The sequence below is a fragment of the Pseudomonas sp. P39-UII1 genome (genome assembly GCF_039672635.1).
In the GTDB taxonomy this organism is placed as follows: Bacteria; Pseudomonadota; Gammaproteobacteria; order Pseudomonadales; family Pseudomonadaceae; genus Aquipseudomonas.
In genome coordinates this window covers 62,103-86,987 of record NZ_JBDFPP010000002.1, presented here as the reverse complement: position 1 = coordinate 86,987, position 24,885 = coordinate 62,103, and the positions used below count along the sequence as shown (strand labels likewise).

The 24,885-nt window shown below is 63.1% G+C and carries 24 protein-coding genes; 15 read left to right on the top strand and 9 right to left on the bottom strand.

The window, feature by feature from the left end:
- Positions 1-33 precede the first annotated feature (33 nt).
- From ABEH27_RS02965 to ABEH27_RS02935, 7 genes are all read left to right on the top strand, one after another.
- Positions 34-1,413: a uracil-xanthine permease family protein gene (locus ABEH27_RS02965; RefSeq protein ID WP_346612137.1), complete on the top strand. Its 1,380-nt coding sequence runs from the start codon at positions 34-36 to the stop codon at positions 1,411-1,413.
- Between the two features lie 210 nt (positions 1,414-1,623).
- Positions 1,624-2,016, top strand: coding sequence for a sulfurtransferase complex subunit TusD (gene tusD / locus ABEH27_RS02960; protein WP_346612136.1), 393 nt, complete (start codon positions 1,624-1,626; stop codon positions 2,014-2,016).
- Between the two features lies 1 nt (position 2,017).
- Positions 2,018-2,377: a sulfurtransferase complex subunit TusC gene (gene tusC, locus ABEH27_RS02955; protein ID WP_346612135.1), complete on the top strand. Its 360-nt coding sequence runs from the start codon at positions 2,018-2,020 to the stop codon at positions 2,375-2,377.
- A complete protein-coding gene (tusB, locus tag ABEH27_RS02950; protein ID WP_346612134.1) occupies positions 2,377-2,673 on the top strand; it encodes a sulfurtransferase complex subunit TusB in 297 nt (98 codons plus the stop codon). Before tusC ends, tusB begins: the two co-directional genes overlap by 1 nt.
- Positions 2,670-3,005, top strand: a complete 336-nt coding sequence (locus ABEH27_RS02945) for a TusE/DsrC/DsvC family sulfur relay protein (RefSeq protein WP_346612133.1) — start codon at positions 2,670-2,672, stop codon at positions 3,003-3,005. The genes tusB and ABEH27_RS02945 overlap by 4 nt, the downstream gene beginning before the upstream one ends.
- Positions 3,006-3,019: 14 nt before the next feature.
- A complete protein-coding gene (locus ABEH27_RS02940; RefSeq protein ID WP_346612525.1) occupies positions 3,020-4,006 on the top strand; it encodes a glycosyl transferase family protein in 987 nt (328 codons plus the stop codon).
- Between the two features lie 92 nt (positions 4,007-4,098).
- Complete coding sequence (locus ABEH27_RS02935) at positions 4,099-5,058, top strand: glutathione S-transferase family protein (protein ID WP_346612132.1); 960 nt, start codon at positions 4,099-4,101, stop codon at positions 5,056-5,058.
- A gap of 253 nt (positions 5,059-5,311) precedes the next feature.
- Here ABEH27_RS02935 and cysG read toward each other — a convergent pair whose 3' ends face one another.
- The 6 genes from cysG to ABEH27_RS02905 form a co-directional block, all read right to left on the bottom strand.
- Positions 5,312-6,703 (bottom strand): siroheme synthase CysG, encoded by a 1,392-nt coding sequence (gene cysG, locus ABEH27_RS02930; RefSeq protein WP_346612131.1) that lies wholly within the window; start codon positions 6,701-6,703, stop codon positions 5,312-5,314.
- Entirely contained in the window at positions 6,704-7,984 is a 1,281-nt protein-coding gene (gene serS / locus ABEH27_RS02925; protein WP_346612130.1) for a serine--tRNA ligase, read from the bottom strand.
- Positions 7,985-8,014: 30 nt separating this feature from the next.
- Positions 8,015-8,389: a fluoride efflux transporter CrcB gene (crcB, locus tag ABEH27_RS02920; RefSeq protein WP_346612129.1), complete on the bottom strand. Its 375-nt coding sequence runs from the start codon at positions 8,387-8,389 to the stop codon at positions 8,015-8,017.
- On the bottom strand, positions 8,386-9,711 hold the full coding sequence (locus ABEH27_RS02915; protein WP_346612128.1) for a replication-associated recombination protein A: 1,326 nt from the start codon (positions 9,709-9,711) through the stop codon (positions 8,386-8,388). The genes crcB and ABEH27_RS02915 overlap by 4 nt, the downstream gene beginning before the upstream one ends.
- A 12-nt stretch (positions 9,712-9,723) precedes the next feature.
- On the bottom strand, positions 9,724-10,347 hold the full coding sequence (lolA, locus tag ABEH27_RS02910; protein ID WP_346612127.1) for an outer membrane lipoprotein chaperone LolA: 624 nt from the start codon (positions 10,345-10,347) through the stop codon (positions 9,724-9,726).
- Positions 10,348-10,408: 61 nt separating this feature from the next.
- Positions 10,409-12,865 carry a DNA translocase FtsK 4TM domain-containing protein gene (locus ABEH27_RS02905; protein WP_346612126.1) on the bottom strand — a complete coding sequence of 819 codons (2,457 nt, stop codon included), beginning with the start codon at positions 12,863-12,865 and terminating at the stop codon, positions 10,409-10,411.
- A gap of 383 nt (positions 12,866-13,248) precedes the next feature.
- On the opposite strand from ABEH27_RS02905, the gene aat reads away from it, so the two are divergent.
- The 3 genes from aat to infA all read left to right on the top strand — a co-directional run bounded on the left by aat (position 13,249) and on the right by infA (position 15,014).
- A complete protein-coding gene (aat, locus tag ABEH27_RS02900) occupies positions 13,249-13,929 on the top strand; it encodes a leucyl/phenylalanyl-tRNA--protein transferase (protein ID WP_346612125.1) in 681 nt (226 codons plus the stop codon).
- 56 nt (positions 13,930-13,985) lie between these two features.
- On the top strand, positions 13,986-14,693 hold the full coding sequence (locus ABEH27_RS02895; protein WP_346612124.1) for an arginyltransferase: 708 nt from the start codon (positions 13,986-13,988) through the stop codon (positions 14,691-14,693).
- A gap of 102 nt (positions 14,694-14,795) precedes the next feature.
- Positions 14,796-15,014 carry a translation initiation factor IF-1 gene (gene infA / locus ABEH27_RS02890; protein ID WP_002553999.1) on the top strand — a complete coding sequence of 73 codons (219 nt, stop codon included), beginning with the start codon at positions 14,796-14,798 and terminating at the stop codon, positions 15,012-15,014.
- A gap of 156 nt (positions 15,015-15,170) precedes the next feature.
- Here infA and clpA read toward each other — a convergent pair whose 3' ends face one another.
- The gene (gene clpA / locus ABEH27_RS02885; protein WP_346612123.1) at positions 15,171-17,441 is read right to left on the bottom strand and encodes an ATP-dependent Clp protease ATP-binding subunit ClpA; all 2,271 of its coding nucleotides are present in this window, start codon (positions 17,439-17,441) and stop codon (positions 15,171-15,173) included.
- A 30-nt stretch (positions 17,442-17,471) separates the two neighbouring features.
- Positions 17,472-17,834 (bottom strand): ATP-dependent Clp protease adapter ClpS, encoded by a 363-nt coding sequence (gene clpS, locus ABEH27_RS02880; RefSeq protein WP_012315251.1) that lies wholly within the window; start codon positions 17,832-17,834, stop codon positions 17,472-17,474.
- Between the two features lie 230 nt (positions 17,835-18,064).
- Between clpS and cspD the strand changes: the two genes are divergently transcribed.
- Positions 18,065-18,334, top strand: a complete 270-nt coding sequence (cspD, locus tag ABEH27_RS02875) for a cold shock domain-containing protein CspD (RefSeq protein ID WP_346612122.1) — start codon at positions 18,065-18,067, stop codon at positions 18,332-18,334.
- A 75-nt stretch (positions 18,335-18,409) separates the two neighbouring features.
- Here the strand turns inward: cspD and icd are convergent, their stop codons facing one another.
- Positions 18,410-19,666: an NADP-dependent isocitrate dehydrogenase gene (gene icd, locus ABEH27_RS02870; RefSeq protein WP_346612121.1), complete on the bottom strand. Its 1,257-nt coding sequence runs from the start codon at positions 19,664-19,666 to the stop codon at positions 18,410-18,412.
- Positions 19,667-20,081: 415 nt separating this feature from the next.
- On the opposite strand from icd, the gene ABEH27_RS02865 reads away from it, so the two are divergent.
- The 4 genes from ABEH27_RS02865 to hflD all read left to right on the top strand — a co-directional run bounded on the left by ABEH27_RS02865 (position 20,082) and on the right by hflD (position 24,757).
- Positions 20,082-22,307 carry an NADP-dependent isocitrate dehydrogenase gene (locus ABEH27_RS02865; protein WP_346612120.1) on the top strand — a complete coding sequence of 742 codons (2,226 nt, stop codon included), beginning with the start codon at positions 20,082-20,084 and terminating at the stop codon, positions 22,305-22,307.
- 202 nt (positions 22,308-22,509) lie between these two features.
- Positions 22,510-22,950, top strand: a complete 441-nt coding sequence (locus ABEH27_RS02860; RefSeq protein ID WP_346612119.1) for an NUDIX hydrolase — start codon at positions 22,510-22,512, stop codon at positions 22,948-22,950.
- 59 nt (positions 22,951-23,009) lie between these two features.
- Positions 23,010-24,134, top strand: a complete 1,125-nt coding sequence (gene mnmA, locus ABEH27_RS02855) for a tRNA 2-thiouridine(34) synthase MnmA (protein WP_346612118.1) — start codon at positions 23,010-23,012, stop codon at positions 24,132-24,134.
- Entirely contained in the window at positions 24,131-24,757 is a 627-nt protein-coding gene (gene hflD, locus ABEH27_RS02850) for a high frequency lysogenization protein HflD (RefSeq protein WP_346612117.1), read from the top strand. The genes mnmA and hflD overlap by 4 nt, the downstream gene beginning before the upstream one ends.
- Positions 24,758-24,885: the final 128 nt, after the last annotated feature.

The window sequence follows — 24,885 nt, the reverse complement described above, 5'->3', positions numbered from 1 at the left end:
CGCTCCTTTTTTCTTCCGGGGCGGCTTTCAGCAATGAGCTCACACGAACACAGCCCAGGCGCAGCGGCGCCTGCCAATGAACTGGTGCTTGGCCTGGAGGACAAACCACGGCTACTGATCGGCCTGCTGGCAGCCCTGCAGCATCTGCTGGCGATCATCGTGCCGATCGTCACCCCTGGCCTGCTGATCTGCCAGGCGCTGGGCGTTTCGGCGCGTGATACCAACCTGATCGTTTCCATGTCGCTGGTGATCTCGGGTATCGCCACCTTCGTGCAGTGCAAACGCTTTGGCCCATTCGGCGCCGGGCTGCTGATCGTGCAGGGCACCAGCTTCAACTTCGTCGGGCCGCTGATTGCCGGTGGCGCGCTGATGGTCAAGCAAGGTACGCCGGTTGAGGGCGTGATGGCGGCTATCTTTGGTGTGGTAATCGCCGGCTCGTTTGTCGAGATGGGCGTGTCGCGCATCCTGCCGTTCGTCAAACGCCTGATCACCCCGTTGGTGACCGGTATCGTGGTGCTGATGATCGGCCTGACCCTGATCAAGGTCGGCCTGATCAGCATGGGCGGTGGCTTTGGCGCCATGGCCAATGGCACCTTTGCCAACGGCGATAACCTGCTGCTGTCGGGCGTGGTGCTGGCGATCATCGTGATCCTCAATCGCGTCCCGGTGGTGTGGATGCGCAGCTGCGCCATCGTCATCGCCCTGGCGGTTGGCTATGCACTGGCCGGCTACATGGGCCGCCTGGATTTCACCGGCATGCATCAAGCCGCGCTGTTCCAGGTGCCGACGCCGCTGCACTTCGGCCTGGGCTTCTCGTGGGCGCTGTTCATTCCGATGCTGGTGATCTACCTGGTGACTTCGCTGGAAGCCATCGGTGACGTTACCGCCACCAGCAAGGTGTCGCGCCAGCCGGTTGAAGGGCCGGTGTGGATGCAGCGGATCAAGGGTGGCGTGCTGGTCAACGGTGCCAACTCGCTGCTGGCCGGCCTGTTCAATACCTTCCCTAGCTCGATCTTCGCGCAGAACAACGGCGTGATTCAGCTGACTGGCATTGCCAGCCGCCACATCGGCATCTGGATTGCCGTGATGCTGGTGTTGCTGGGCCTGTTCCCAAGCGTTGCCGGGGTGATTCAGGCAGTGCCTGAACCGGTACTGGGCGGCGCGGCCATGGTCATGTTCGGCGCGGTCGCGGCCTCGGGCATCAACATCCTGGCCAGCACCCGCCTGGACCGCCGCGCGTTGCTGATCATCGCCGTGTCGCTGGCGCTGGGCCTGGGCGTGGCGCAGGTGCCGGAGTTCCTGGCGCATATGCCCGCGGCGATTCGCAATGTGCTGGAGTCGGGTGTGGCTACTGGGGGGATCTGTGCGCTGGTGCTGAACTGGTTCTTGCCGGAGAGCAAGGAGCAGGCTTGAGCATTGTGCCCTTCTGGCTGTGCCAAGGGGCCGCTGCGCGGCCCATCGCCGGCAAGCCAGCCCCTACACCGACCGCATCGGGCTCAAGCCATGCGAAGCACCTGTGGGATCGCACAGACCTGGGTTTGAATAGAAAGCTCGGGCCGCTTGCACAAGCGGGCGCGGGCTTTTTTGCTTTATCATGGCGGCATTCTTTTGCACGAGTTATCCATGAAATTCGCTATCGCGGTTTTTTCCCCGGCCCATGCGCCCTCTTCGCGGCGCGCCTTGCGCTTCGCCGAGGCGGTGCTGGCTGGCGGGCATGAGATTGCCCGGCTGTTCTTCTATCAGGATGGCGTGCACAGCGCCTCGGCCAACGTCGTCGCGCCCCAGGATGAACAGGACATCGCCGCCCAGTGGCGCGCCTTTATCGACAGCCACCAGCTCGACGCTGTGGTGTGCATCGCCGCAGCCCTGCGCCGCGGTGTGCTCGACGAAACCGAGGCCAGCCGCTACCAGCGCCCGGCAGTGAACCTGCCCAAGCCGTGGGAGCTGTCCGGCCTGGGCCAATTGCACGAAGCGGCGCAGCAAGCCGACCGCCTGATCTGCTTTGGAGGTGACTGAAATGGCCAAATCCATGTTGATCATCAGCCGCCAGGCACCGTGGAACGGCCCATCCGCCCGCGAAGCACTGGACATCGCCTTGGCTGGCGGTGCCTTCGATCTGCCGCTGGGCATGCTGTTTCTCGATGACGGCGTATTCCAGCTAGCGCCCCATCAGCAACCCGCCGCCGTGCAGCAAAAAAATCTTGCCGCCAACCTGCAGGCCCTGCCGATGTTTGGCGTAGAAGCACTGTTCGCCTGTCAGCACAGCCTGGCCGTGCGCGGGCTGGCCGCCGATACGCTGGCGCTGCCGGTAGATGTGCTGGACGACGCAGCACTGAGGGCACTGATTGCCCGTTTCGACCAAGTGGTGACGCTCTGATGCCGACCTTGCACGTGATTACCCACTCCCCCTTCGGCGACGACCGCCTCGGCAGCTGCCTGCGCCTGCTCGGCAGCGAGGATGCCTTGCTGCTGTGCGGCGATGCGGTCTACGCCCTGCGCGATGGCAGCGAGACGCAGCGCTTGCTGCAAGCAGCCGGCCTGGGTCAGCGCCTGTTCGCCCTCGATGAAGACCTGCAGGCCCGCGCCATCACCGGCGGGCTGGCCAAAGCGGTGGACTACCAGGCGTTCGTTGCGCTGTCGCTGCACTACGACAAGGTCAACAGCTGGCTATGAACACCCTGACGGTAGACAACCAGGCCATTGCCCTGGACAAAGACGGCTTTCTGGTCGACCTGCAAGACTGGTCCCGCGCCGTCGCCGAGGCGCTGGCCGAGCGCGAAAGCATGGCCCTGACCGCCGACCATTGGGAGATCCTCGAACTGCTGCGCCAGTTCTACGAGGAGTACCAGCTGTCGCCTGCCACGCGCCCGTTGATCAAGTACACCGCGCTCAAGCTGGGCCCGGAAAAGGGCAACAGCCCGCACCTGAACCGCCTGTTCAATGGCACCCCCGCCAAACTCGCCGCCAAGCTGGCGGGCCTGCCCAAGCCGACCAATTGCATATGACAGAAGCTCGCCCGCTGACCCTGGAAACCCCCGCCGAACACCCCTTCGCCGAATTCGTGCGCATCCTTGGCAAAGGCAAGCGCGGCGCCCGCGGCTTGACCCGTGAGGAAGCCCGTGCGGCCATGACCCTGCTGCTGGAAGGCAAGGTCGAGGACACCCAGCTGGGTGCCTTCCTCATGCTGCTGCGGCACAAGGAAGAAAGTGCCGAGGAACTGGCCGGTTTCACCGAAGCCCTGCGCGCGCATCTGCAGGCCCCGCGCATTGCCGTCGACCTGGACTGGCCAAGCTACGCCGGCAAGAAGCGCCACCTGCCCTGGTACCTGCTGGCCGCCAAGTGCCTGGCCAACAATGGCGTGCGCATCCTCCTGCACGGCGGTGGCGCGCACACGGCCGGGCGCATGTACACCGAGCAACTGCTGGCCCTGCTGGAGATCCCCCTGTGCCGCGACTGGTCCGCCGTCGAGCAGGCACTGGACCAGCAGCGCCTGGCGTTCTTCCCGCTGCAAGACTGGGCCCCGCAGCTGCAACGGATGATCGACCTGCGCAATACCCTCGGCCTGCGCTCGCCCATCCACTCGCTGGCCCGGGTGCTCAACCCGTTGAGTGCACGCTGCGGGCTGCAGAGCATCTTCCACCCCGGCTACCAGGCCGTGCACCGCGAAGCCAGCCGCCTGCTCGGCGACCACGCCGTGGTGATCAAGGGCGATGGTGGTGAGATCGAGGTCAACCCGGACGTCATCAGCCACCTGTACGGCACCAGCGCAGGCGAAGCCTGGGACGAGGAATGGCCGGCGCTGAGTGAACGCCGCCATGTCAAACCCGCGAGCCTGCAGCCCGAACAGTTGCTGGCAGTGTGGCGCGGCGAGGCTGCAGACAGTTACGGCGAGATGGCCGTCATTGCAACCATGGCCCTTGCCCTGCGCGGTTTGGGCCAGACTCGTGACGAGGCGTTTGCAGCTGCACGCGCTTATTGGGCCGCCCGAAACCAATCGAATAAGTAGATAATAAGTGCGCAGTCTTTGCGCTATTTGTTCGAACGATTTCCCCTAGACTGGGCTCCAACGACAAACAACTTTGTTCCGAGGAACTCACCATGGGCCTTTTGATCGACGGCCGCTGGCACGACCAGTGGTACGAAAACGGCAAGGATGGCGCCTTCAAGCGGGAGAACGCCCAGCGTCGCAATCAGTTGCCGGCCCCCGAGGCCGGTCGCTATCACCTGTATGTGTCGCTGGCTTGCCCATGGGCTCATCGCACGTTGATCGTTCGCGCCCTCAAAGGCCTGGAACCGTTGATCGATGTGTCGGTGGTCAGCTGGCTGATGCAGGAAAACGGCTGGACCTTCGACCAGCAGCAAGGCTCCACCGGGGATCACCTCGACGCCCTTGAATTCATGCACCAGCGCTACACCCAGGACGACCCGCACTACACCGGCCGCGTGACCGTGCCCGTGCTGTGGGACAAACAAGAGAAGCGCATCGTCAACAACGAGTCGGCAGAGATCATCCGCATCTTCAACAGCGCGTTCAACGAGCTGACGGGCAACCACCTGGACTTGTACCCGGAGCCGCTGCGTCCAGCCATCGAGGCGCTTAACTCACGCATCTACCCAGCAGTGAACAACGGCGTTTATCGCGCAGGCTTTGCCACCACGCAGGAAGCCTATGAGACGGCGTTCGACGAAGTGTTCAACGAACTGGATCACCTGGAAGATTTGCTGAGCCGCAATCGTTACCTGGCAGGCGAATACCTGACCGAGGCCGATGTTCGGTTGTTCACCACACTGGTGCGGTTCGATGCGGTGTATCACGGCCACTTCAAGTGCAACCTGCGCCGGCTGAGCGACTATCCGAACCTGTCCAACTGGCTGCGCGAGCTGTACCAGTGGCCGGGCGTGGCGCAAACGGTGAACATGGAGCACATCCAGAAGCACTATTACATGAGCCACAAGACCATCAACCCGAACGGCATCGTGCCCAAAGGGCCGCTGCAGGATTTCAACCTGCCGCATGACCGGGAGCGGTTGGCGGGTAAAGGGATTTGGCAAGGTTGAGCAAGACAGTTGCTCCCACAGGGACCACGAAGCTTGGGAATTGCGCCAGATGGCACCCGCTTTGCGGGTGTTCGCGGCTAAAGCCGCTCCTGCAGAGGTCGCGTTAAGCCTGGGGGTTGCGCTGGATGGCACCCGCTTTGCGGGTGTTCGCGGCTGAAGCCGCTCCTACAGAGGTCGCGTTAAGCCTGGGGGTTGCGCGGTCCGTGTAGGAGCTGGCTTGCCTGCGATGGGCCGCAAAGCGGCCCCAACAATTTCAGCTGTTCTGCGCCCCTTCAAACCAGGCCAGCTTCTCGCGCAACTGCACCACTTCCCCGACAATCACCAGGGTCGGCGCATGCACTTCATGCTGTGCCACCAGCGCTGGCAAGTCCGCCAAGGTACCGGTGAACACCCGCTGATTACGCGTTGTCCCCTGCTGCACCAGCGCCGCTGGCGTGCTCGCCGCACGGCCGTGGCGAATCAGCTCGGCACAGATGGTCGGCAACCCCACCAGCCCCATGTAGAACACCAGAGTCTGGGCAGGCGCCACCAGGTCATTCCAAGGCAGGTTGCTGGTACCGTCCTTGAGGTGACCGGTAACGAAGCGCACCGACTGGGCATAATCGCGATGGGTCAAGGGAATGCCGCCGTAGGCGGAGCACCCACTGGCCGCGGTAATGCCGGGCACCACCTGGAACGGGATACCCTGCTCGGCCAGTTCTTCGATTTCTTCGCCACCCCGGCCGAAGATGAACGGGTCGCCGCCTTTCAGGCGCAACACACGCTTGCCCTGCTTGGCCAGATCGACCAGCAGGCGGTTGATCTGGTCCTGCGGTACGGCATGGTCGGCGCGGCGCTTGCCCACGTAAATGCGTTCGGCATCACGCCGGCACATCTCGATGATGGCGGGTGCCACCAGGCGGTCGTATAGCACCACATCGGCCTGCTGCATCAGGCGCAAAGCGCGGAAGGTGAGCAAGTCCGGATCACCCGGCCCTGCCCCCACCAGATACACCTCGCCGCCCTGCTGCACCGGCGCGCCGTCGACCATCGCCTGCAACAAGCGCTCGGCCTCGGCGCCCTGCCCGGCCAACTGGCGCTCGGCAATGGGGCCCTGGAACACGTTTTCCCAGAAGCCACGACGCTGGTTGACGTCCGGGTAAAGCGCCTTGACCTTGTGCCGGAACCGCGCCGCCAACCCCGCCAACTCGCCATAGGCCGACGGGATCCAGGCCTCCAGCTTGGCGCGGATCAAGCGCGCCAGCACCGGGGCTTCACCACCACTGGAAACCGCCACCACCAACGGCGAACGGTCGACGATGGCCGGGAAGATCACCGTGCACAGGGCCGGCGCATCCACCACGTTCACCGGCAGGTTGCGCGCCTGCGCATCGGCCGAGACCTGGGCATTGAGCCCAGGGTCATCGGTGGCCGCAATCACCAGGCGACAGCCGACCAGGTCGGCTGCCTGATAGCCACGCACCAGGACCTCACCGCCACCTTCACGGGCCAGCGCGGCCAGTTGGCCGTCGACCTCGGGCGCCACCACCCGCAGCGCGGCGCCGGCATCGGCCAGCAGGCGCGCCTTGCGCAAGGCGATTTCGCCGCCGCCGACGACCAGCACACGGCCGCCCTGCAGCTTGTGGAACAGCGGCAGGTAATCCATTTAGCGGATGACCTCGACACCGCCCATGTAGGGCTTGAGCACTTCCGGCACGACGATGGAGCCGTCGGCCTGCTGGTAGTTCTCCAGCACCGCCACCAGGGTACGGCCCACTGCCAGGCCGGAGCCGTTGAGGGTGTGCACCAGCTCCGGCTTGCCGGTTTCCGGGTTGCGCCAGCGGGCCTGCATGCGGCGCGCCTGGAAGTCACCGCAGTTGGAGCAAGAGCTGATTTCGCGGTATTTGTCCTGGCTCGGCACCCACACTTCCAGGTCGTAGGTTTTCACGGCGCCGAAGCCCATGTCGCCGGTGCACAGGGCCAGCACGCGGTAAGGCAGCTCCAGCAGCTGCAGAACGCGCTCGGCGTTGGCAGTCAGGCCTTCCAGGGCTTCCATGGACTTGGACGGCTCGACCACCTGGACCATCTCGACCTTGTCGAACTGGTGCTGGCGGATCATGCCACGGGTGTCACGGCCGGACGCGCCAGCTTCACTGCGGAAGCAAGGGGTATGGGCAACCAGCTTAAGCGGCAGCTGCTTGGCGTCGATGATTTCGCCGGCCACCAGGTTGGTCAGCGACACTTCGGCCGTCGGGATCAGGTAGAAGTCAGCCTCACCTTCTCGGGTGATCTTGAACAGGTCTTCCTCGAACTTCGGCAGCTGGCCGGTACCCTGCAGCGCCGGGGCCTGGACCAGGTACGGGGTGTAGTGCTCTTCGTAGCCGTGTTCACCGGTGTGCAGGTTGATCATGAACTGCGCCAGGGCGCGGTGCAGGCGGGCAATCGGGCCGCGCAGCACGGCAAAGCGGGCGCCCGACAGCTTGGCTGCCGCTTCGAAGTCCAGGCCACCGCTGATCTCGCCCAGGGCGACGTGGTCCTTGATCTCGAAATCGAACGCTTTCGGCGTACCCCAACGGCGCACTTCGACGTTGTCGTCTTCGCTGGCACCCACCGGGACGCTGGCGTCCGGCAGGTTGGGGATGGTCAGGACGATACCGTCCAGTTCAGCCTGGATCTCGTCCAGCTCGACTTTACCAGCCGCCAGCTCACCGGCCATGCGCTCGACATCAGCCATCAGCGGCGCGATGTCCTCGCCCTTGGCCTTGGCCTGGCCGATCGATTTGGAGCGGGCGTTACGCTCGGCCTGCAGCTGCTCGGTGCGGGTCTGCACCGCCTTGCGGCGCTCTTCCAGCGATTCGATGCGCGCGACATCCAGGCTGAAGCCACGGGAGGCGAGGCGGTCAGCCACTTCCTGAAGTTGGCCGCGTAACAGTTTGGAATCGAGCATGTCGTTCTCTCGTTATGTGTATAGGTTGGTTCAGAGTCGGGTCAGGGACAGGCCGGCCCAGGTGGCCAGTAGCCCGCCCATCACGCTAATACCGGTATAGCCCACGGCCAGGGGCACTTGCCCACTTTCCATCAGGCGCACGGTATCGAGCGAAAAGGAGGAAAACGTCGTCAGCCCGCCAAGAAAGCCGACGATCAGACCGGCGCGCAGCTCGACCGGCGCCAGCGGCTTGTGCAGGAACAGGCCGTAAAGCAAGCCGATCAGCAGGCAGCCGACCAGATTGACGGCCAGCGTACCGAGGTAGAAATGCCGAGGCCAGTGGGCCGTGACCCAGTTCGAGGTGGCGAAGCGCAACAAGGTACCGGCGATACCGCCCGCGCTGACCGCGGCAATGAGTGCAATCACGATTTTCTCCGCTGGCGGGGGCTGTTGCGGTCAAGTTCGGCCAGATGGCGCAGTTTTTCGCCGATTTTAAGCTCCAGGCCACGGGGCACGGGCTGGTAGTACTGGCGCGGTTCTAGCTGCTCTGGGAAGTAATCTTCGCCGGCGGCGTAGGCGTCGGGTTCGTCATGGGCGTAGCGGTATTCGTCGCCATAGCCGAGTTGTTTCATCAGCTTGGTCGGGGCGTTGCGCAAGTGCAGCGGCACTTCCAGCGAGCCATGCTCGGCCGCTTCACGCAGGGCCGTCTTGAAGCCCACGTACACCGCGTTGCTCTTGGGTGCACAGGCGATGTAGGTGATCGCCTGGGCCACCGCCAGCTCGCCTTCGGGGCTGCCCAGGCGCTCCTGGACATCCCATGCCGCCAGGCACAGGCTGAGGGCGCGCGGGTCGGCGTTGCCGATGTCTTCGCTGGCCATGCGTACCACGCGGCGGGCGATGTACAGGGGGTCACAGCCGCCGTCGAGCATGCGCGCGAACCAGTACAGCGCGCCATCAGGGTTGGAGCCGCGCACCGATTTGTGCAGGGCGGAAATCTGGTCGTAGAACGCTTCGCCGCCTTTGTCGAAGCGCCGGCGGCTGTCGCCGAGCAGGCTTTGCAGCAGGTCGACACCAATCTCGCCGCCATCTTCGGCCAGGTCCGAGGCGTTTTCGAGGAAGTTGAGCATGCGCCGGCCATCACCGTCGGCGGCGGCCATGAGCATCTTGAAGGCGTCGTCACCGACGCTCAGATGACGCTTGCCCAAGCCGCGCTCTTCGCTGAGGGCTCGGTCGACCAGCTTGCGCAATGCCGGTTCATCCAGGCTCTTGAGCACATACACCCGCGCCCGCGAGAGCAAGGCGTTGTTCAGCTCGAACGACGGGTTTTCGGTGGTGGCGCCAATGAAGATCAGCGTGCCGTCTTCGACAAAAGGCAGAAAAGCATCCTGCTGGGACTTGTTGAAGCGGTGCACTTCGTCCACGAACAGAATCGTGCGACGGCCATATTGAGCAGCCTGCTGCTTGGCCACCTCGACGGCCTGGCGGATCTCCTTGACCCCGGCCAGCACCGCCGAAACCGTTTCGAAGTGCGCATCGCAGAACTGCGCCAGCAGCCGCGCGAGTGTGGTCTTGCCCACCCCCGGCGGCCCCCAGAAGATCATCGAGTGCAGCGCCCCCTGTTCCAGCGCCTCACGCAGCGGTTTGCCGCGCGCCAGCAGGTGCTCCTGGCCGACGTACTCGTCCAGGTTGGACGGGCGCAGCCGGGCGGCCAGGGGCTGGGCAACAGGTTCGCTTCGAAACAGGTCCATGGTGAGCTCTGCTTACTCCTTGATGACGTCCGCGCCTTTCGGGATGTCGAACTTGAACTTGCTGTCCGGCACCGCCTGGTTGGCTTTCACGCCATTGAACAGGATGTTGGTGCGCTGGCCGACGCTGTCGATCAGCTGCATGTCATTGATCAGGCCTTTGCGGAACGACACGCGCAGCGAGTCGAACAAGGTGTCCTTGGTCTTCGGCTTGAGGGTGAAGTCCATCACTTCGCCCTGTTCCTTTGACGCGATGTCGAAGCTCTGGCTGATCTTCGACACGTCACCGGACAACAGCAGCGCCGGGGTCTGGTTCAGGCGCACATCGAGCTTCTTGATGGTGGCTTGCTCCAGGTCCGGGTCCCACAGGGTGACCATTTTGCCGTCAGACACCACGACCTGCTCCTGCGGCGCGTTGGTGTGCCAGTAGAACAGGCCCGGGCGCTTGACGGTCATCTGGCCAGCCGTTTCCTGCAGGCTGGTACCGTCGGCGCCCAACGTCAATTGAGAGAAATTGGCCTCGATGGTCTGCGACTTTTCCAGCAGCTGGGTCAGGCGTTGCACGTCCTGTTCGCCAGCGTAAGCCGCCACGGAACCCATAGCCAGGGCAGAAACCAACAGCATGCGAATCGCGCGCATGGAAATCCTCTTAGGGCAGTAAATGAGCCAGGCGCCCTGCGGGCACCTGGCAAGGTGTTCATCAGTCGCGCGGGCCGCCCGGGGCAATCACTTCCCGCGAGCCGTTGCTGTTCATCGGGGTGACCACGCCGGCCATCTCCATCGCCTCGATCATGCGCGCGGCGCGGTTGTAGCCGATCTTCAGCTTGCGCTGCACGGCCGAGATCGACGCGCGGCGGCTTTCGAGCACGAACTGCACCGCCTCATCATACAGGGCGTCGCTTTCCGAATCCTCGTCGCCACCACCACCGCCGCCGCCTTCGAAGCCACTGCCGGCCTCTTCGACGCCGTTGAGGATGTCGTCGTTGTAGTCCGGCGCACCGCGCAACTTCCAAGCTTCGACCACACGGTGCACTTCATCGTCAGAGACGAACGCGCCGTGGACACGGATCGGCAGGCTGGTGCCCGGCGGCATGTACAGCATGTCACCGTGGCCCAGCAGCTGCTCGGCGCCACCCTGGTCGATGATGGTCCGCGAGTCGATCTTGCTCGACACCTGGAACGCCATGCGGGTCGGGATGTTGGCCTTGATCAGGCCGGTGATCACGTCCACCGACGGGCGCTGGGTGGCGAGGATCAGGTGGATACCGGCAGCACGCGCCTTCTGGGCGATACGGGCGATCAGTTCTTCGACCTTCTTGCCGACGATCATCATCATGTCGGCGAACTCGTCCACCACCACCACGATGGTCGGCAGGGTGTTCAGCGTCGGTGGCTCGTCATCCATGCTCTCGCGGCGGTACAGCGGGTCGTGGACGACCTCGCCGGCCTCCTGGGCGTCCTTGATCTTGCGGTTGAAGCCCGCCAGGTTACGCACGCCCATGGCGGCCATCAGCTTGTAGCGGCGCTCCATCTCGGCGACGCTCCAGCGCAGTGCGTTGGCGGCGTCTTTCATGTCGGTGACCACCGGGCATAGCAAGTGCGGGATGCCTTCATAGATCGACAGTTCGAGCATCTTCGGGTCGATCATGATCAGCCGCGCGTCTTCAGGGCCGGACTTGAACAGGATCGACAGGATCATCGCGTTCACACCCACCGACTTACCGGAACCGGTGGTACCGGCCACCAGCAGGTGAGGCATCTTGGCCAGGTCGGTGATCACCGGCTTGCCACCGATGTCATGGCCCAGGGCCAAGGCAACCGGCGACTTGGATTCGTCGAACAGCGGCGACGACAGCACTTCGGAGAAGCGCACCATCTGCCGGTTTTCGTTGGGGATCTCGATACCCACGGTGGTCTTGCCAGGGATCACCTCGACCACCCGCACACTGGTCACCGCCAGCGAACGCGCAAGGTCTTTGGCAAGGTTGGCGATACGGCTGACCTTGACCCCGGCCGCTGGCTGGATCTCATAACGGGTAATGACCGGGCCCGGGTGGATCGAGTCCACCGAAACTTCAACGCCGAATTCCTTGAGCTTGATTTCCAGCAGCTGGCCGACGCCGGCCAGGGATTCTGGCGAGTACTCGATCTTTTTTTCCTCGGCCGGGTCGAGGATGGAAATCGACGGCAAGGTGCCTTCCACAGCGCTGTCGACGAACAGCGGCGCCTGCTTCTCTTTCATCACCCGTTTGCTTGGCTCCGGCGCCTTGGCCGGCGCTGGCGGGATGATGACAGGGGCCGCAGCCTGCTCGCGCGGCACGACCGTTTCGCGTGGCACCACAGGTTCGCGTGGCGCAGCAACGGGCCGGGCTGGCGGTTCGTCGCGTTCGACGATGCGCTCGCGCAGTTGAGCCTTGGCCGGCTCGCGTTTTTCAGCGGCCATCGGCGCTGCCTTGAAGCTCGGCTCGTCCACCTCGCGCAGTTGCGCTTCCAGGCGTTTGCGCTCGTTGCGCGCCTCCCACCAGCGGTTGGCCGCGCCTTGCACCAGCTCGAACAGGTCAAGGGTGATCTTGCCGGTCATGTCCATCACCTTGAACCACGAAAGGTCGGTGAACACGGTCAGGCCGAACAGGAACAAGGCGATGAACATCAGCGTGCTGCCCTGCACGTTCAGCAGGTTGCGCGCCAGGTCACCCAGGCTCTCGCCCAGGGCACCGCCCGCAGAGAACGGCAGGCTCGCCGGCGGGTGGAAATGGATATGCGCCAGCGCCGCACCGGACAGCACCAGGAACACCAGGCCGATCAGGCGCCAGGAGAACAGCCAGCCGCTCCACTGCCACGGCTGGTGGCGCTCACGGAAGATCTGCCAGGTCTTGATCGCCAGCAGCAGCGGGAAGATGTAGGCGAAGTAGCCGAGCACCATGAACAGGATGTCGGAGAAGTAGGCACCGGCACGCCCGGCGGCGTTCTGCACCTGGTCGACGTTGCTGGTGTGGCTGAAACCAGGGTCCGAGGTGTCGTAGGTCAGCAGCGCCATCCACAAGTACAGGCACAGGGCGCCGACAGCGATCAACGCACCTTCCTTGAGGCGGTAATGCAGCTGCTGCCGCCACAGGGGCACAGGCAAAGGAGCTGGAGTTGCGGTGGATTTCTTCAAAACGCGTCTATTCCTGCGCGTGCTGCGCGTCCAGTAGTGATCGGCCGGCGCCCGGCCAATGAACCACTACTTTTAACATTACTGCCCGCCGGCCGCCATGGCGGTACGCCGTATGGAGCTTGGCTGGGGGCGACTTTCGTATAGGTGCAATTTGAGCATGCATTTTCTTTCGTGACAAAGGCTTATGCTGTGTTTTTGCACAGGTGTGACAGCAAATGTGCCAGATGGTGCCTACGGCCGCCGTAATGTGTAGGAATTTGCCTATTGTTTCATCTGACCAGACGCATTACGGGCAAAACGGCAACCGGGCGGGCCAACAGCATTGACCCCACAAGCCTGCCTTGCCATGCTGCCCTCTCCCCTCCCCCACCGCACGATAGACCATGCTCACCTGGCTAACCCGCGACTCGCTGACCTTCCCGCCCCTGGAAAAGGCCCTGCATGACCCCAACGGCCTGCTAGCCGCTGGCGGCGACCTGAGCCCCGAGCGCCTGGTGCAGGCTTATCGCCACGGCTGCTTCCCCTGGTACCAGGACGGCCAGCCGATTCTCTGGTGGTCGCCCGACCCGCGCACCGTGCTGCTGCCGGACGAACTGCATGTCTCGCGCTCGCTGGCAAAACTGATGCGCCAGGGCCGCTACCAGGTCAGCTTCGACACCGACTTCCCCGCCGTGATCGACGCCTGCGCGGCACCCCGCGACTACGCCGACGGTACCTGGATCACAAACACCATGCGCAACGCCTACTGCGAACTGTACAAACGTGGCATCGCCCATTCTGTGGAAGTGCGCCAGGACGGCGAGTTGGTGGGCGGGCTGTACGGCCTGGCCATGGGCCAGCTGTTTTTCGGCGAATCGATGTTCAGCCGTGCCGACAACGCCTCCAAGGTCGGCTTCGTGACCCTGGTCGAGCACCTGCGCCAGGCCGGCTTCGTGCTGATCGACTGCCAGATGCCCACCAACCACCTGCACAGCCTGGGCGCCCGCGCCATCAGCCGCGCCACTTTTGCCGAGTACCTGGCCCGCCACCTCGACCAGCCCAACAGCGCCACCTGGCTCAACTAGGCGAGTTGCGAGAGCTGGCTTACACTTAAAACAAAGTCTCACCGAAGGGGTCGATCATGACAGAGTTGGCGCGGTTGAAGTTCTATGCCACTCAGCCCCACTCCTGCAGCTACCTGCCGGACGAACAGGCGACCACGCTGTTCCTCGACCCCAGCCAGCCGATGGATGTGAACGTGTACGCCGACCTGTCGGAAATGGGTTTTCGGCGCAGTGGCGACCACCTGTACCGCCCGCATTGCCAGAACTGCAATGCCTGCGTACCCGCGCGCATCCCCGCTGCGCGCTTCATCCCCAACCGCCAGCAGCGGCGCATCCTCAAGCGCAACGCCGACCTCACCGTGACCGCCGCACGCCCGGCCTTCAAGGAAGAGTACTTCGACCTGTACCGGCGCTATATCGAAACCCGCCACGCCGATGGCGACATGTACCCGCCGAGCCGCGACCAGTTTTCTACCTTCCTGGTGCGCGACCTGCCGTTCTGCTGGTTCTACGAGTTCCGCCTGGCCGGCCGCCTTCTGGCCGTCGCGGTGTGCGACCTGCTGCCCAATGGCCTGTCGGCGGTGTACACCTTCTACGAGCCTGGCGAGGAAAGGCGCAGCCTGGGCCGCTTTGCCATCCTCTGGCAGATCACCGAAGCGGTGCGCCAGGACTTGGAAGCGGTGTACCTGGGCTACTGGATCAAGAACTGCAAGAAGATGAACTACAAGACCCAGTACCGCCCCATCGAACTCCTTATCAACCAGCGCTGGGTCACCCTCAACTGAAAGCATTGGCTTGACACACTATTTTCCGGCATAATCCACGCCACTTTTTTGCCCGGTGCGGTTATGCGTCGGGCCAACACTGGACACCGAGGGCTCAACTGCATGTCGAAAGAAGACAGCTTCGAAATGGAAGGTACTGTCGTCGACACCCTGCCCAACACCATGTTCCGCGTGGAGTTGGAAAACGGGCACGTCGTAACCGCGCACATCTCCGGAAAGATGCGCAAGAACTACATCCGTATTCTCACTGGCGACAAGGTACGCGTCGAGCTGACGCCGTACGACCTGAGCAAGGGCCGCATCACCTACCGTGCGCGCTAAGCTCCAGCCATGAAAAAGCCCGGCCATGTGCCGGGCTTTTTTGTGCCTCTGAAATAGCAGGGGCTGCTCTGCAGCCCAATCGCCGGCAAGCCGGCTCCCACGGGGGCGGTGTAGGAGCCGGCTTGCCGGCGATTGGGCCGCAGAGCGGCCCCATTGTCAGGCCACTTCTGCGGTAGTCTCGAAGTCGAACACCAGTTCGCCATCGCGCAGGTCGATGTGCACCACACCGCCATGCTCGGCCAGCTCGCCAAACAGGATCTCCTCAGCCAACGGCCGCTTGATCTTGTCCTGGATAAGCCGCGCCATCGGCCGCGCGCCCATCTGCACATCGTAGCCAGAGGCCGCCAACCAACCGCGGGCGTCATCGCTGACTTCCAGCAGCACACGTTTGTCTTCCAGCTGCGCCTGCAGTTCGATGAGGAACTTGTCGACGATGCTTTTGATCGTTTCGTGGCTCAAGCGGCCGAACTGGATAATGGTGTCCAGACGGTTGCGGAACTCCGGCGTGAAGCTCTTGCGAATGACCTCCATGGCATCGGACGCGTGGTCCTGATGGGTGAAGCCGATCGACGCCCGGGCCGCGGTTTCAGCACCGGCGTTGGTGGTCATGATCACAATCACGTTGCGGAAGTCCGCCTTGCGCCCGTTGTTGTCGGTCAGCGTGCCGTGGTCCATCACCTGCAGCAGCAGGTTGAAGACTTCCGGGTGGGCCTTCTCGATTTCATCGAGCAGCAATACGCAGTGCGGCTGCTTGGTGATGGCCTCGGTCAACAGGCCGCCCTGGTCGAACCCGACATAGCCAGGAGGCGCACCGATCAAACGCGATACGGTATGCCGCTCCATGTACTCGGACATGTCGAAGCGCACCAGCTCCACGCCCAGCGCCTTGGCCAGCTGCCGCGCCGCTTCGGTCTTGCCGACACCGGTAGGCCCGGCGAACAGGAACGAACCAACCGGCTTGTCCGGCGCCTTCAGGCCTGCGCGGGACAGCTTGATCGCCGTGGCCAGCGAGTCGATCGCCTGGTCCTGACCGAACACGGTCAGCTTCAGGTCACGCTCCAGGTTACGCAGCAGCTCCTTGTCGGAACTGCTGACGTGCTTCGGCGGAATACGCGCGATCTTGGCGACGATGTCCTCGACTTGCGGCACGTCGATGCGCTTGACCCGATTCGCCTCGGGCTGCAGGCGCTGGTAGGCACCCGCCTCGTCGATCACGTCGATGGCCTTGTCCGGCATGTGGCGATCGTTGATGTAGCGCGATGCCAGTTCAGCGGCGGCGCGCAGGGCCTCGTCGCTGTACTCGATGTTGTGATGGCTTTCGAAGCGCCCTTTGAGGCCGCGCAGAATGCCGACGGTGTCTTCGACCGAAGGTTCGCTGACATCGACTTTCTGGAAGCGCCGCGCCAGTGCACGGTCCTTCTCGAAAATGCCGCGGAACTCCTGGAAGGTCGTCGAACCAATGCAACGGATCTCGCCGGACGACAGCAGCGGTTTAAGCAGGTTGGACGCATCCATCACCCCGCCCGACGCCGCACCCGCACCGATAATGGTGTGGATCTCGTCGATGAACAGAATGGCCTGCGGGCGTTTGCGCAACTCACCCAGCAACGCCTTGAAGCGTTTTTCGAAGTCGCCACGGTACTTGGTACCCGCCAGCAACGCGCCCAAATCGAGGGAATACACCACGCTCTGCGACAGCAGGTCGGGGACCTGGCCGTCGACGATACGTTTCGCCAGGCCTTCGGCAATGGCGGTCTTGCCCACGCCAGCCTCACCGACCAGCAGCGGGTTGTTCTTGCGGCGGCGGGCAAGAATCTGCGCAACGCGCTCGACCTCCTGCTCGCGCCCGACCAGCGGGTCGATACGCCCGGCACGGGCCAGTTCGTTCAAGTTGCTGGCGTAGGCATCCAGCGGGTTGCTGGAAGAAGACGTTTCACCGCCCTCCTCGTCTTGCATCTCCTGGTCGCTTTCGGCGTGCGAGCCATGGCCCGGCACCTTGGAAATGCCGTGGGCAATGTAGTTGACCACGTCGATACGGGCCACGCTCTGCTGTTTGAGCAGGAACACGGCCTGGCTTTCCTGTTCGCTGAAGATCGCCACCAGCACGTTGGCACCGGTTACTTCGCGTTTGCCGGAGCTTTGCACGTGGAACACGGCACGCTGCAGCACACGCTGGAAGCCCAGGGTTGGCTGGGTTTCGCGGTCTTCATCGTTGACTGGAATCAGGGGCGTGGTGGAATCGATGAACTCTTGCAGGTCGTGCTTGAGTTTGTCGAGATTGGCGCCACAGGCGCGCAGAACGGTCGCAGCAGCCTCATTGTCAAGGAGTGCCAGCAGCAGATGTTCGACGGTCATGAACTCATGACGTTTCGAACGGGCCTCCTTGAAGGCAAGATTGAGGGTGACTTCGAGCTCGCGGTTTAACATAGCTTCACCTCATACCCAAGTGGTCGGCGATTAACCGTCCTTCTCGATTTCACAGAGTAGCGGATGCTGGCTTTCCCTGGCGTATTGGTTGACCTGCATGGCCTTTGTTTCGGCGATGTCACGGGTAAACAATCCGCACACTGCCCGCCCTTCGGTATGGACGGTCAGCATGATCTTGGTCGCCAGCTCGCGGTTCAAACTAAAGAACGTTTCGAGCACTTCGACGACGAAATCCATCGGCGTGTAGTCATCGTTGAACAAAACCACCTTGTACATGGGTGGCGCCTGCAGGATCGGCTTGGCTTCCTGGACTGCAAGACCTGAGCCGTCGTCCTCATTCGATTGCGGGCGATCCTGATTGAATGTTAGTCGAATCTCGCTACGTGCATGCATGGAAAGATTTTCATCATGATCGTCAGGTTAAGGTTATGGGTTGACCGCACAGGCCACTGCCAGCGCGCACGCTGGGCGACCTTGACTATCGGCAAAACGGTGTTACAACCAATAAGAACCCACCGTGGTCGATAAAGATCCGCGCAGTCAACCAGATTTTTCGCAAGGTTCGTATGCGGATGAAGTGGATGATACTCCAGTGATGGAGTCCTTTGCAGAGGGACATAGGGATGGCAAGCGGTAAAGTCAAGTGGTTCAACAATGCCAAGGGCTACGGATTCATCAATGAGGAAGGTAAATCCGAAGACCTGTTCGCTCATTACTCAGCCATCCGGATGGACGGATACAAGACCCTCAAAGCGGGCCAGTCCGTAGTGTTCGACATCGTCCAGGGCCCCAAAGGCCTGCATGCGGTCGAAATCAAGGATGCCGCGGAGGCAGCAGCAGCGGCGGCGGAGGTCGCCAAAAACCAGGGCGAACCGCAGAGCGAAACCGCCTGAGCCTGGCCATTGCTCTGTGCCGGTATACGAATGAACCGGCCGCCTCTTCAGGGAGACGGCCGGTTTTATATTGCCTTACATGTGTTTGATCATCTCGTCGCCAAAACCTGAACTGCCCACCAGCTTCGCCCCCTCCATCAGCCGCTCGAAGTCGTAGGTCACGGTCTTGGCCGCTATCGCGCCGTTGGTGCCCTTGATGATCAGATCGGCCGCTTCGGTCCAGCCCATGTGGCGCAGCATCATCTCCGCAGAGAGAATCACCGAACCGGGGTTGACCTTGTCCTGGCCCGCGTATTTAGGCGCAGTGCCGTGGGTGGCCTCGAACATGGCCACGGTGTCGGACAGGTTGGCGCCCGGCGCGATGCCGATGCCGCCCACTTCCGCCGCCAGGGCATCGGACAGGTAGTCACCGTTGAGGTTGAGCGTGGCAATTACGTCGTACTCAGCCGGGCGCAGCAGGATCTGCTGCAGCATGGCGTCGGCGATCGCGTCCTTCACCACCACCTCACGGCCGGTCTTGGGGTTCTTGAACTTCATCCACGGGCCGCCATCGAGCAGCTCGGCGCCAAATTCGTCCTTGGCCACCTCATAGCCCCAGTCCTTGAAGGCGCCTTCAGTGAACTTCATGATGTTGCCCTTGTGCACCAGGGTCAGCGACTCACGGTCGTTGTCCACCACATACTGCAAGGCTTTGCGCACCAGGCGCTTGGTGCCCTCGCGGGAGACCGGCTTGACGCCGATGCCGCAGTCCTGGTCGAAACGGATCTTGGTGACGCCCATTTCCTCCTTGAGGAACTTGATCACCTTGTTCGCTTCGGGCGAGCCGGCTTTCCACTCGATGCCGGCGTAGATGTCCTCGGAGTTCTCACGGAAGATCACCATGTCCACGTCGCCAGGCTTTTTCACCGGGCTCGGCACGCCCTGGAACCACACCACCGGGCGCAGGCACACATACAGGTCGAGTTGTTGGCGCAAGGCCACGTTCAGCGAACGAATGCCGCCACCCACCGGGGTGGTCAGCGGGCCTTTGATCGACACCACGTATTCGCGCACCGCGTCGAGGGTTTCCTGCGGTAGCCAGGTGTCCTGGTCATAGACCTGGGTAGCTTTCTCGCCGGCATACACCTCCATCCAGGCGATCTTGCGCTTGCCGCCATAGGCCTTGTGCACGGCCGCGTCCACGACCTTGATCATGACGGGAGAAACGTCGACGCCAATCCCGTCCCCTTCGATATAGGGAATGATGGGGTTGTCGGGCACATTGAGCGAATGGTCTGCATTGACGGTGATCTTGGTGCCGTCGGTCGGAACCTTGATTTTCTGGTATCCCATGCTTGCACTACTCCGCTTTCGGGTGTGATTGGACATCATGCGATCCCACTGAGCCTAAACCACATCCGCCGACCTGCAAGCACTGCGACAACACACCACATTGCCCCTACGTCTTTGGTCTTATAAATGGCGCCGATGTCACTTCGCCTTGCTGAATAGCCCGATTGGTTTGATATACTGCGCCGCGACCGAAGGGTCACCAGGGCGAACCCTAGGAAAATGCGGCTCGCCCTCGGCCAGCAATGGCCACGAAGCCTGGGCTGTTACCGCAGCTCAGCACTTGACGCTCGACTGATGCATCCACCATCACCGCTCGCAGCCTCTCGACTTTCCGCTCATGGCGTCGCCAGGGCGAAGCGCCTACCCTGCGCACCTCGAGACTCGAGTACGCTCAGCACATAGAGAGTTAACCCGCATGCCCACCCGTTCCAAGATCATCTATACCTTCACCGACGAAGCCCCTGCCCTCGCCACCTACTCGCTGCTGCCGATCGTCGAAGCCTTCACCGCTTGCGCCGACATCGCCGTCGAAACGCGCGATATCTCCCTGGCAGGCCGTATCCTCTCGGCATTCCCGGAGCAACTCGGCGCCGACAAGCAGGTAGCCGATCATCTGGCGGAACTGGGCCAGCTGGCCACCACCCCTGAAGCCAACATCATCAAGCTGCCGAACATCTCGGCCTCGGTCCCGCAATTGAAAGCGGCGATCAAGGAGCTGCAAGGCAAGGGCTACAACATCCCGGACTACGCCGACGAGCCGGCGACCGCTGAAGAAAAAGAATCCCGCGCGCGCTACGACCGCATCAAGGGCAGCGCCGTGAACCCGGTACTGCGCGAAGGCAACTCCGACCGCCGCGCACCGCTGTCGGTCAAGAACTACGCGCGCAAGCACCCGCACAAGATGGGCGCCTGGGCCGCCGACTCCAAGTCGCACGTTGCCCACATGACCCAAGGCGACTTCTACGGCAGCGAGAAAGCCGCACTGATCGAGGCTGACGACAGCCTGCGCATCGAGCTGGTCGGCAAAGACGGCAGCACCACCGTGCTGAAAGAAAAGACCGCCGTCAAAGCCGCTGAAATCATCGACTGCGCCACCATGAGCCGCAAGGCCCTGAAAGCCTTCATCGCCGAGCAGATCGCCGATGCCAAGGCCTCCGGCGTGCTGCTGTCGGTGCACCTGAAAGCCACCATGATGAAGGTCTCCGACCCGATCATGTTCGGCGTCATCGTCGAAGCCTTCTATGGCGAAGTGCTGGCCAAGCACGCTGCTGCCCTGACCGAAGTCGGCTTCAACGCCAACAACGGCATTGGCGACCTGTATGCCCGCATCAAGGACCTGCCAGCTGACAAGCAGGCCGAAATCGAAGCCGACATCCAGGCCCTGTACGCCGTTCGCCCGGCCCTGGCCATGGTCAACTCCGACAAAGGCATCACCAACCTGCACGTGCCGAGCGACGTCATCGTCGACGCCTCGATGCCGGCCATGATCCGTGACTCGGGCAAGATGTGGAACACCGCCGGTGAACTGCAGGACGCCAAGGCGATCATCCCGGACCGCTGCTACGCCGGCATCTACCAGGCCACCATCGAAGACTGCAAGGCCAACGGTGCATTCGACCCGACCACCATGGGCAGCGTACCGAACGTTGGCCTGATGGCGCAGAAGGCCGAAGAGTACGGCTCCCACGACAAGACCTTCCAGGTCAAGGCCGACGGCGTTGTGCGCGTGGTCGATGGCAAGGGCAAGGTCGTTCTGGAGCAGAACGTCGAAGCCGGTGACATCTTCCGCATGTGCCAGACCAAAGACGCGCCGATCCAGGACTGGGTCAAGCTGGCCGTCAACCGCGCCCGCCTGAGCAACACCCCAGCGGTGTTCTGGCTGGACCCGGCCCGTGCCCACGACGGCGTGATGATCGAGAAGGTGCAGGCGTACCTGAAGGATCACGACACCGCTGGCCTGGACATCCGTGTACTGGCCCCGGTCGACGCCATCAAGTTCTCCCTGGCCCGCATCCGCGAAGGCAAGGACACCATCTCGGTGACCGGCAACGTGCTGCGCGACTACCTGACCGACCTGTTCCCGATCATGGAGCTGGGCACCAGCGCCAAGATGCTGTCGATCGTGCCGCTGATGAACGGCGGTGGCCTGTTCGAAACCGGCGCCGGCGGTTCGGCACCGAAGCACGTACAGCAATTGGTTGAAGAGAACTTCCTGCGTTGGGACTCGCTGGGTGAATTCCTGGCCCTGGCCGCTTCCCTGGAGCACCTGGGCAACACCTACGACAACCCGCGCGCCAAGGTCCTGGCCAACACCCTGGACCAGGCTACCGGCAAGTTCCTCGACACCAACAAGTCGCCTTCGCGCAAAGTCGGTGGTATCGACAACCGCGGCAGCCACTTCTACCTGACCCTGTACTGGGCCCAGGCGCTGGCTGCCCAGAGCGACGACACTGCGCTGCAGGCACGTTTCGCCCCGCTGGCCAAAACCCTGACCGAGAACGAGGAGACCATCGTCGCCGAGCTCAACGCCGTTCAGGGCAAGCCAGTCGACATCGGTGGCTACTACGCGCCGAATGCCGAGCTGACCGCCAAGGTGATGCGCCCAAGCCAGACCCTGAACAGCGCCATTGCTGCCCTGTAAGGCTCGCTTGAAGTAACAGCACAAACCCCGGCCACGCACCGGGGTTTGTGCTTTCTGGGAATTGGGGCCACTGCGCAGCCCTTCGCGGGCAAGCCCGCTCCTACAGGAGAGGTGCTGTCATTGAGCCCTGCACTGTACCTGTAGGAGCGGGCTTGCCCGCGATGGACCGCACAGCGGCCCCAGCGATAAAAGGACAGACCACATGACCTGGCAACCCCACATCACCGTCGCTACCATCGTCGAACAGGACGGCAAGTTCCTCTTCGTCGAAGAATTCAAAGCCGGCCAGCACGTTTTCAACCAACCCGCCGGCCACCTCGAAGCCTTCGAGACCCTGCCCCAGGCCGCCCTGCGCGAAACCCTGGAAGAAACCGCCTGGGAAGTCGAGCTGACCGGCGTGGTCGGCATCTACCTGTACACCGCCCCCAGCAATGGCGTGACCTACCAGCGCATCTGCTTCGCCGCACGCCCGCTGCGCCATCACCCGGACCTGGCACTGGACAGCGACATCGTGCGCGCCGTGTGGCTTACCCGCGAAGAATTGCTCGCCGACCCCAGCCGCTGGCGCAGCGAGCTGGTGCCACGCTGCCTCGACGACTACCTCGCAGGGCCGCTGCACAGCCTCGACCTGCTGCGCGACTGACGCGCCGCCTCGGGTTTGATAGAATCGGCGTTTTTCCCCCTTGATACACATCGGTAGCCATGACCAGCCCAGCACTTAAAGACCCCGCCAAGACCCGCGTCATCGTCGGCATGTCCGGCGGCGTGGACTCTTCCGTCTCCGCCCTTCTGCTCATCGAGCAGGGCTACCAGGTGGAAGGTCTGTTCATGAAGAACTGGGAAGAGGACGACGGCACCGAATACTGCACCGCCCGTGAAGACCTGGCCGACGCCCAGGCCGTGTGCGACCGTATCGGCATCACGCTGCACACCGCCAACTTCGCCGCCGAATACTGGGACAACGTGTTCGAGCACTTCCTCGAGGAGTACAAGGCCGGTCGCACGCCCAACCCGGACATCCTCTGCAATCGCGAAATCAAGTTCAAGGCGTTCCTCGACTACGCCCTGTCGCTGGGTGCCGACCTGATCGCCACCGGCCATTACGTGCGCCGCCGCGACACCGGCGCGCTCACCGAGCTGCTCAAGGGCCTGGACCCGAACAAGGACCAGAGCTACTTCCTGCACGCCGTGGGCGGCAAAGAGATCGCCCGCACGCTGTTCCCGGTGGGCGAGCTGGAAAAGCCCGAAGTGCGCGCCATCGCCGAAAAACACGGCCTGGCCACCGCCAAGAAGAAGGATTCCACCGGTATCTGTTTCATCGGCGAGCGCCGTTTCAGCGACTTCCTCAAGCAGTACCTGCCGGCCCAGCCGGGTGAAATCCAGACCACCGACGGCGAAGTCATCGGCCGCCACCACGGCCTGATGTACCACACCATCGGCCAGCGCCAGGGCTTGGGCATCGGCGGCCTGAAAGACGCCGGCGACGAGCCGTGGTACGTGCTGCACAAAGACCTGACCCGCAACGTGCTGGTGGTCGGCCAGGGCAACGAACACCCGTGGCTGTTCTCCCGCGCCCTGCTCGCCTCGGAAATCTTCTGGGTCAACCCGGTCGACCTCAGCAGCCCGCGCAAGCTCACCGCCAAGGTGCGCTACCGCCAGAGCGACCAGCACTGCACCCTGGAACTGACCGAAAGCGGTTACCGCGCGGTGTTCGACGAACCGCAGCGCGCCGTCACCCCGGGCCAGTCGGTGGTGTTCTATGATGGCGAGGTGTGCCTGGGCGGCGGCGTGATCGAGACGGCCGAGCCGTGGAGCCCGCGCGCATGAGCAACCTGCAGGAGCAATTGATTGCCCTGGGCGGCGTGTTCCAGGCCGCCGTGCTGGTCGACCGCATCGCCCGCACCGGTCAGGCCAGCGAGGCCAATATCGGCTGCATGCTCGGCAGCTTGCTGGTGCGTGACCCCAAGGACACCCTCGAGGTATTTGGCGGTGATGACAGCAACCTGCGCGACGGTTACCGCGCGCTGGTCGGCGCACTCGAGCGCGACCCCAACAGCCTGCAGCGCGAGCCGCTGCGTTATGCGCTGTCGATGCTCGGCCTGGAACGCCAGCTGAACAAGCGCGGCGACCTGCTCGACACCATCGGCAACCGCCTGCCGCAGATCCAGTCCCAGGCCGACCATTTCGGCCTGGTTCACGAAAACGTCATCGCTTCCAGTGGCGCCTTGTACCAGGACACCCTCAGCACCCTGCGCCAGCGCATCCAGGTGCATGGCGACATGCGTTTCCTGCAGCAGCCCAACAACGCCTCGAAAATCCGCGCGCTGCTGCTTGCCGGCATCCGCGCCGCGCGCCTGTGGCGCCAGCTGGGCGGGCACCGCTGGCAACTGGTGTTCAGCCGGCGCAAGCTGCTCAACGAACTGTACGACATGATGCGCAAGCCTTCCTGAAGGCGGCGCCGCCCCCACATAGGCACTGCGACATGTTTTGATAGGCCCGACCTTTGGTCAGCCACCCGACCCCGGCGCATTTTTCATGTATGATATGCGCCCTCCAAAAGCCTGACTGTCCGAGAACA

Coding starts and splice junctions, on each gene's coding strand:
- clpA (WP_346612123.1), bottom strand. CDS start 17,441: ATGTTAAACCGCGAGCTCGAAGTCACCCTCAATCTTGCCTTCAAGGAG.
- tusB (WP_346612134.1), top strand. CDS start 2,377: ATGCCGACCTTGCACGTGATTACCCACTCCCCCTTCGGCGACGACCGC.
- infA (WP_002553999.1), top strand. CDS start 14,796: ATGTCGAAAGAAGACAGCTTCGAAATGGAAGGTACTGTCGTCGACACC.
- ABEH27_RS02945 (WP_346612133.1), top strand. CDS start 2,670: ATGAACACCCTGACGGTAGACAACCAGGCCATTGCCCTGGACAAAGAC.
- ABEH27_RS02965 (WP_346612137.1), top strand. CDS start 34: ATGAGCTCACACGAACACAGCCCAGGCGCAGCGGCGCCTGCCAATGAA.
- tusC (WP_346612135.1), top strand. CDS start 2,018: ATGGCCAAATCCATGTTGATCATCAGCCGCCAGGCACCGTGGAACGGC.
- icd (WP_346612121.1), bottom strand. CDS start 19,666: ATGGGATACCAGAAAATCAAGGTTCCGACCGACGGCACCAAGATCACC.
- aat (WP_346612125.1), top strand. CDS start 13,249: ATGCTCACCTGGCTAACCCGCGACTCGCTGACCTTCCCGCCCCTGGAA.
- cspD (WP_346612122.1), top strand. CDS start 18,065: ATGGCAAGCGGTAAAGTCAAGTGGTTCAACAATGCCAAGGGCTACGGA.
- tusD (WP_346612136.1), top strand. CDS start 1,624: ATGAAATTCGCTATCGCGGTTTTTTCCCCGGCCCATGCGCCCTCTTCG.
- hflD (WP_346612117.1), top strand. CDS start 24,131: ATGAGCAACCTGCAGGAGCAATTGATTGCCCTGGGCGGCGTGTTCCAG.
- serS (WP_346612130.1), bottom strand. CDS start 7,984: ATGCTCGATTCCAAACTGTTACGCGGCCAACTTCAGGAAGTGGCTGAC.
- ABEH27_RS02915 (WP_346612128.1), bottom strand. CDS start 9,711: ATGGACCTGTTTCGAAGCGAACCTGTTGCCCAGCCCCTGGCCGCCCGG.
- mnmA (WP_346612118.1), top strand. CDS start 23,010: ATGACCAGCCCAGCACTTAAAGACCCCGCCAAGACCCGCGTCATCGTC.
- cysG (WP_346612131.1), bottom strand. CDS start 6,703: ATGGATTACCTGCCGCTGTTCCACAAGCTGCAGGGCGGCCGTGTGCTG.
- ABEH27_RS02860 (WP_346612119.1), top strand. CDS start 22,510: ATGACCTGGCAACCCCACATCACCGTCGCTACCATCGTCGAACAGGAC.
- ABEH27_RS02865 (WP_346612120.1), top strand. CDS start 20,082: ATGCCCACCCGTTCCAAGATCATCTATACCTTCACCGACGAAGCCCCT.
- ABEH27_RS02895 (WP_346612124.1), top strand. CDS start 13,986: ATGACAGAGTTGGCGCGGTTGAAGTTCTATGCCACTCAGCCCCACTCC.
- lolA (WP_346612127.1), bottom strand. CDS start 10,347: ATGCGCGCGATTCGCATGCTGTTGGTTTCTGCCCTGGCTATGGGTTCC.
- ABEH27_RS02935 (WP_346612132.1), top strand. CDS start 4,099: ATGGGCCTTTTGATCGACGGCCGCTGGCACGACCAGTGGTACGAAAAC.
- clpS (WP_012315251.1), bottom strand. CDS start 17,834: ATGCATGCACGTAGCGAGATTCGACTAACATTCAATCAGGATCGCCCG.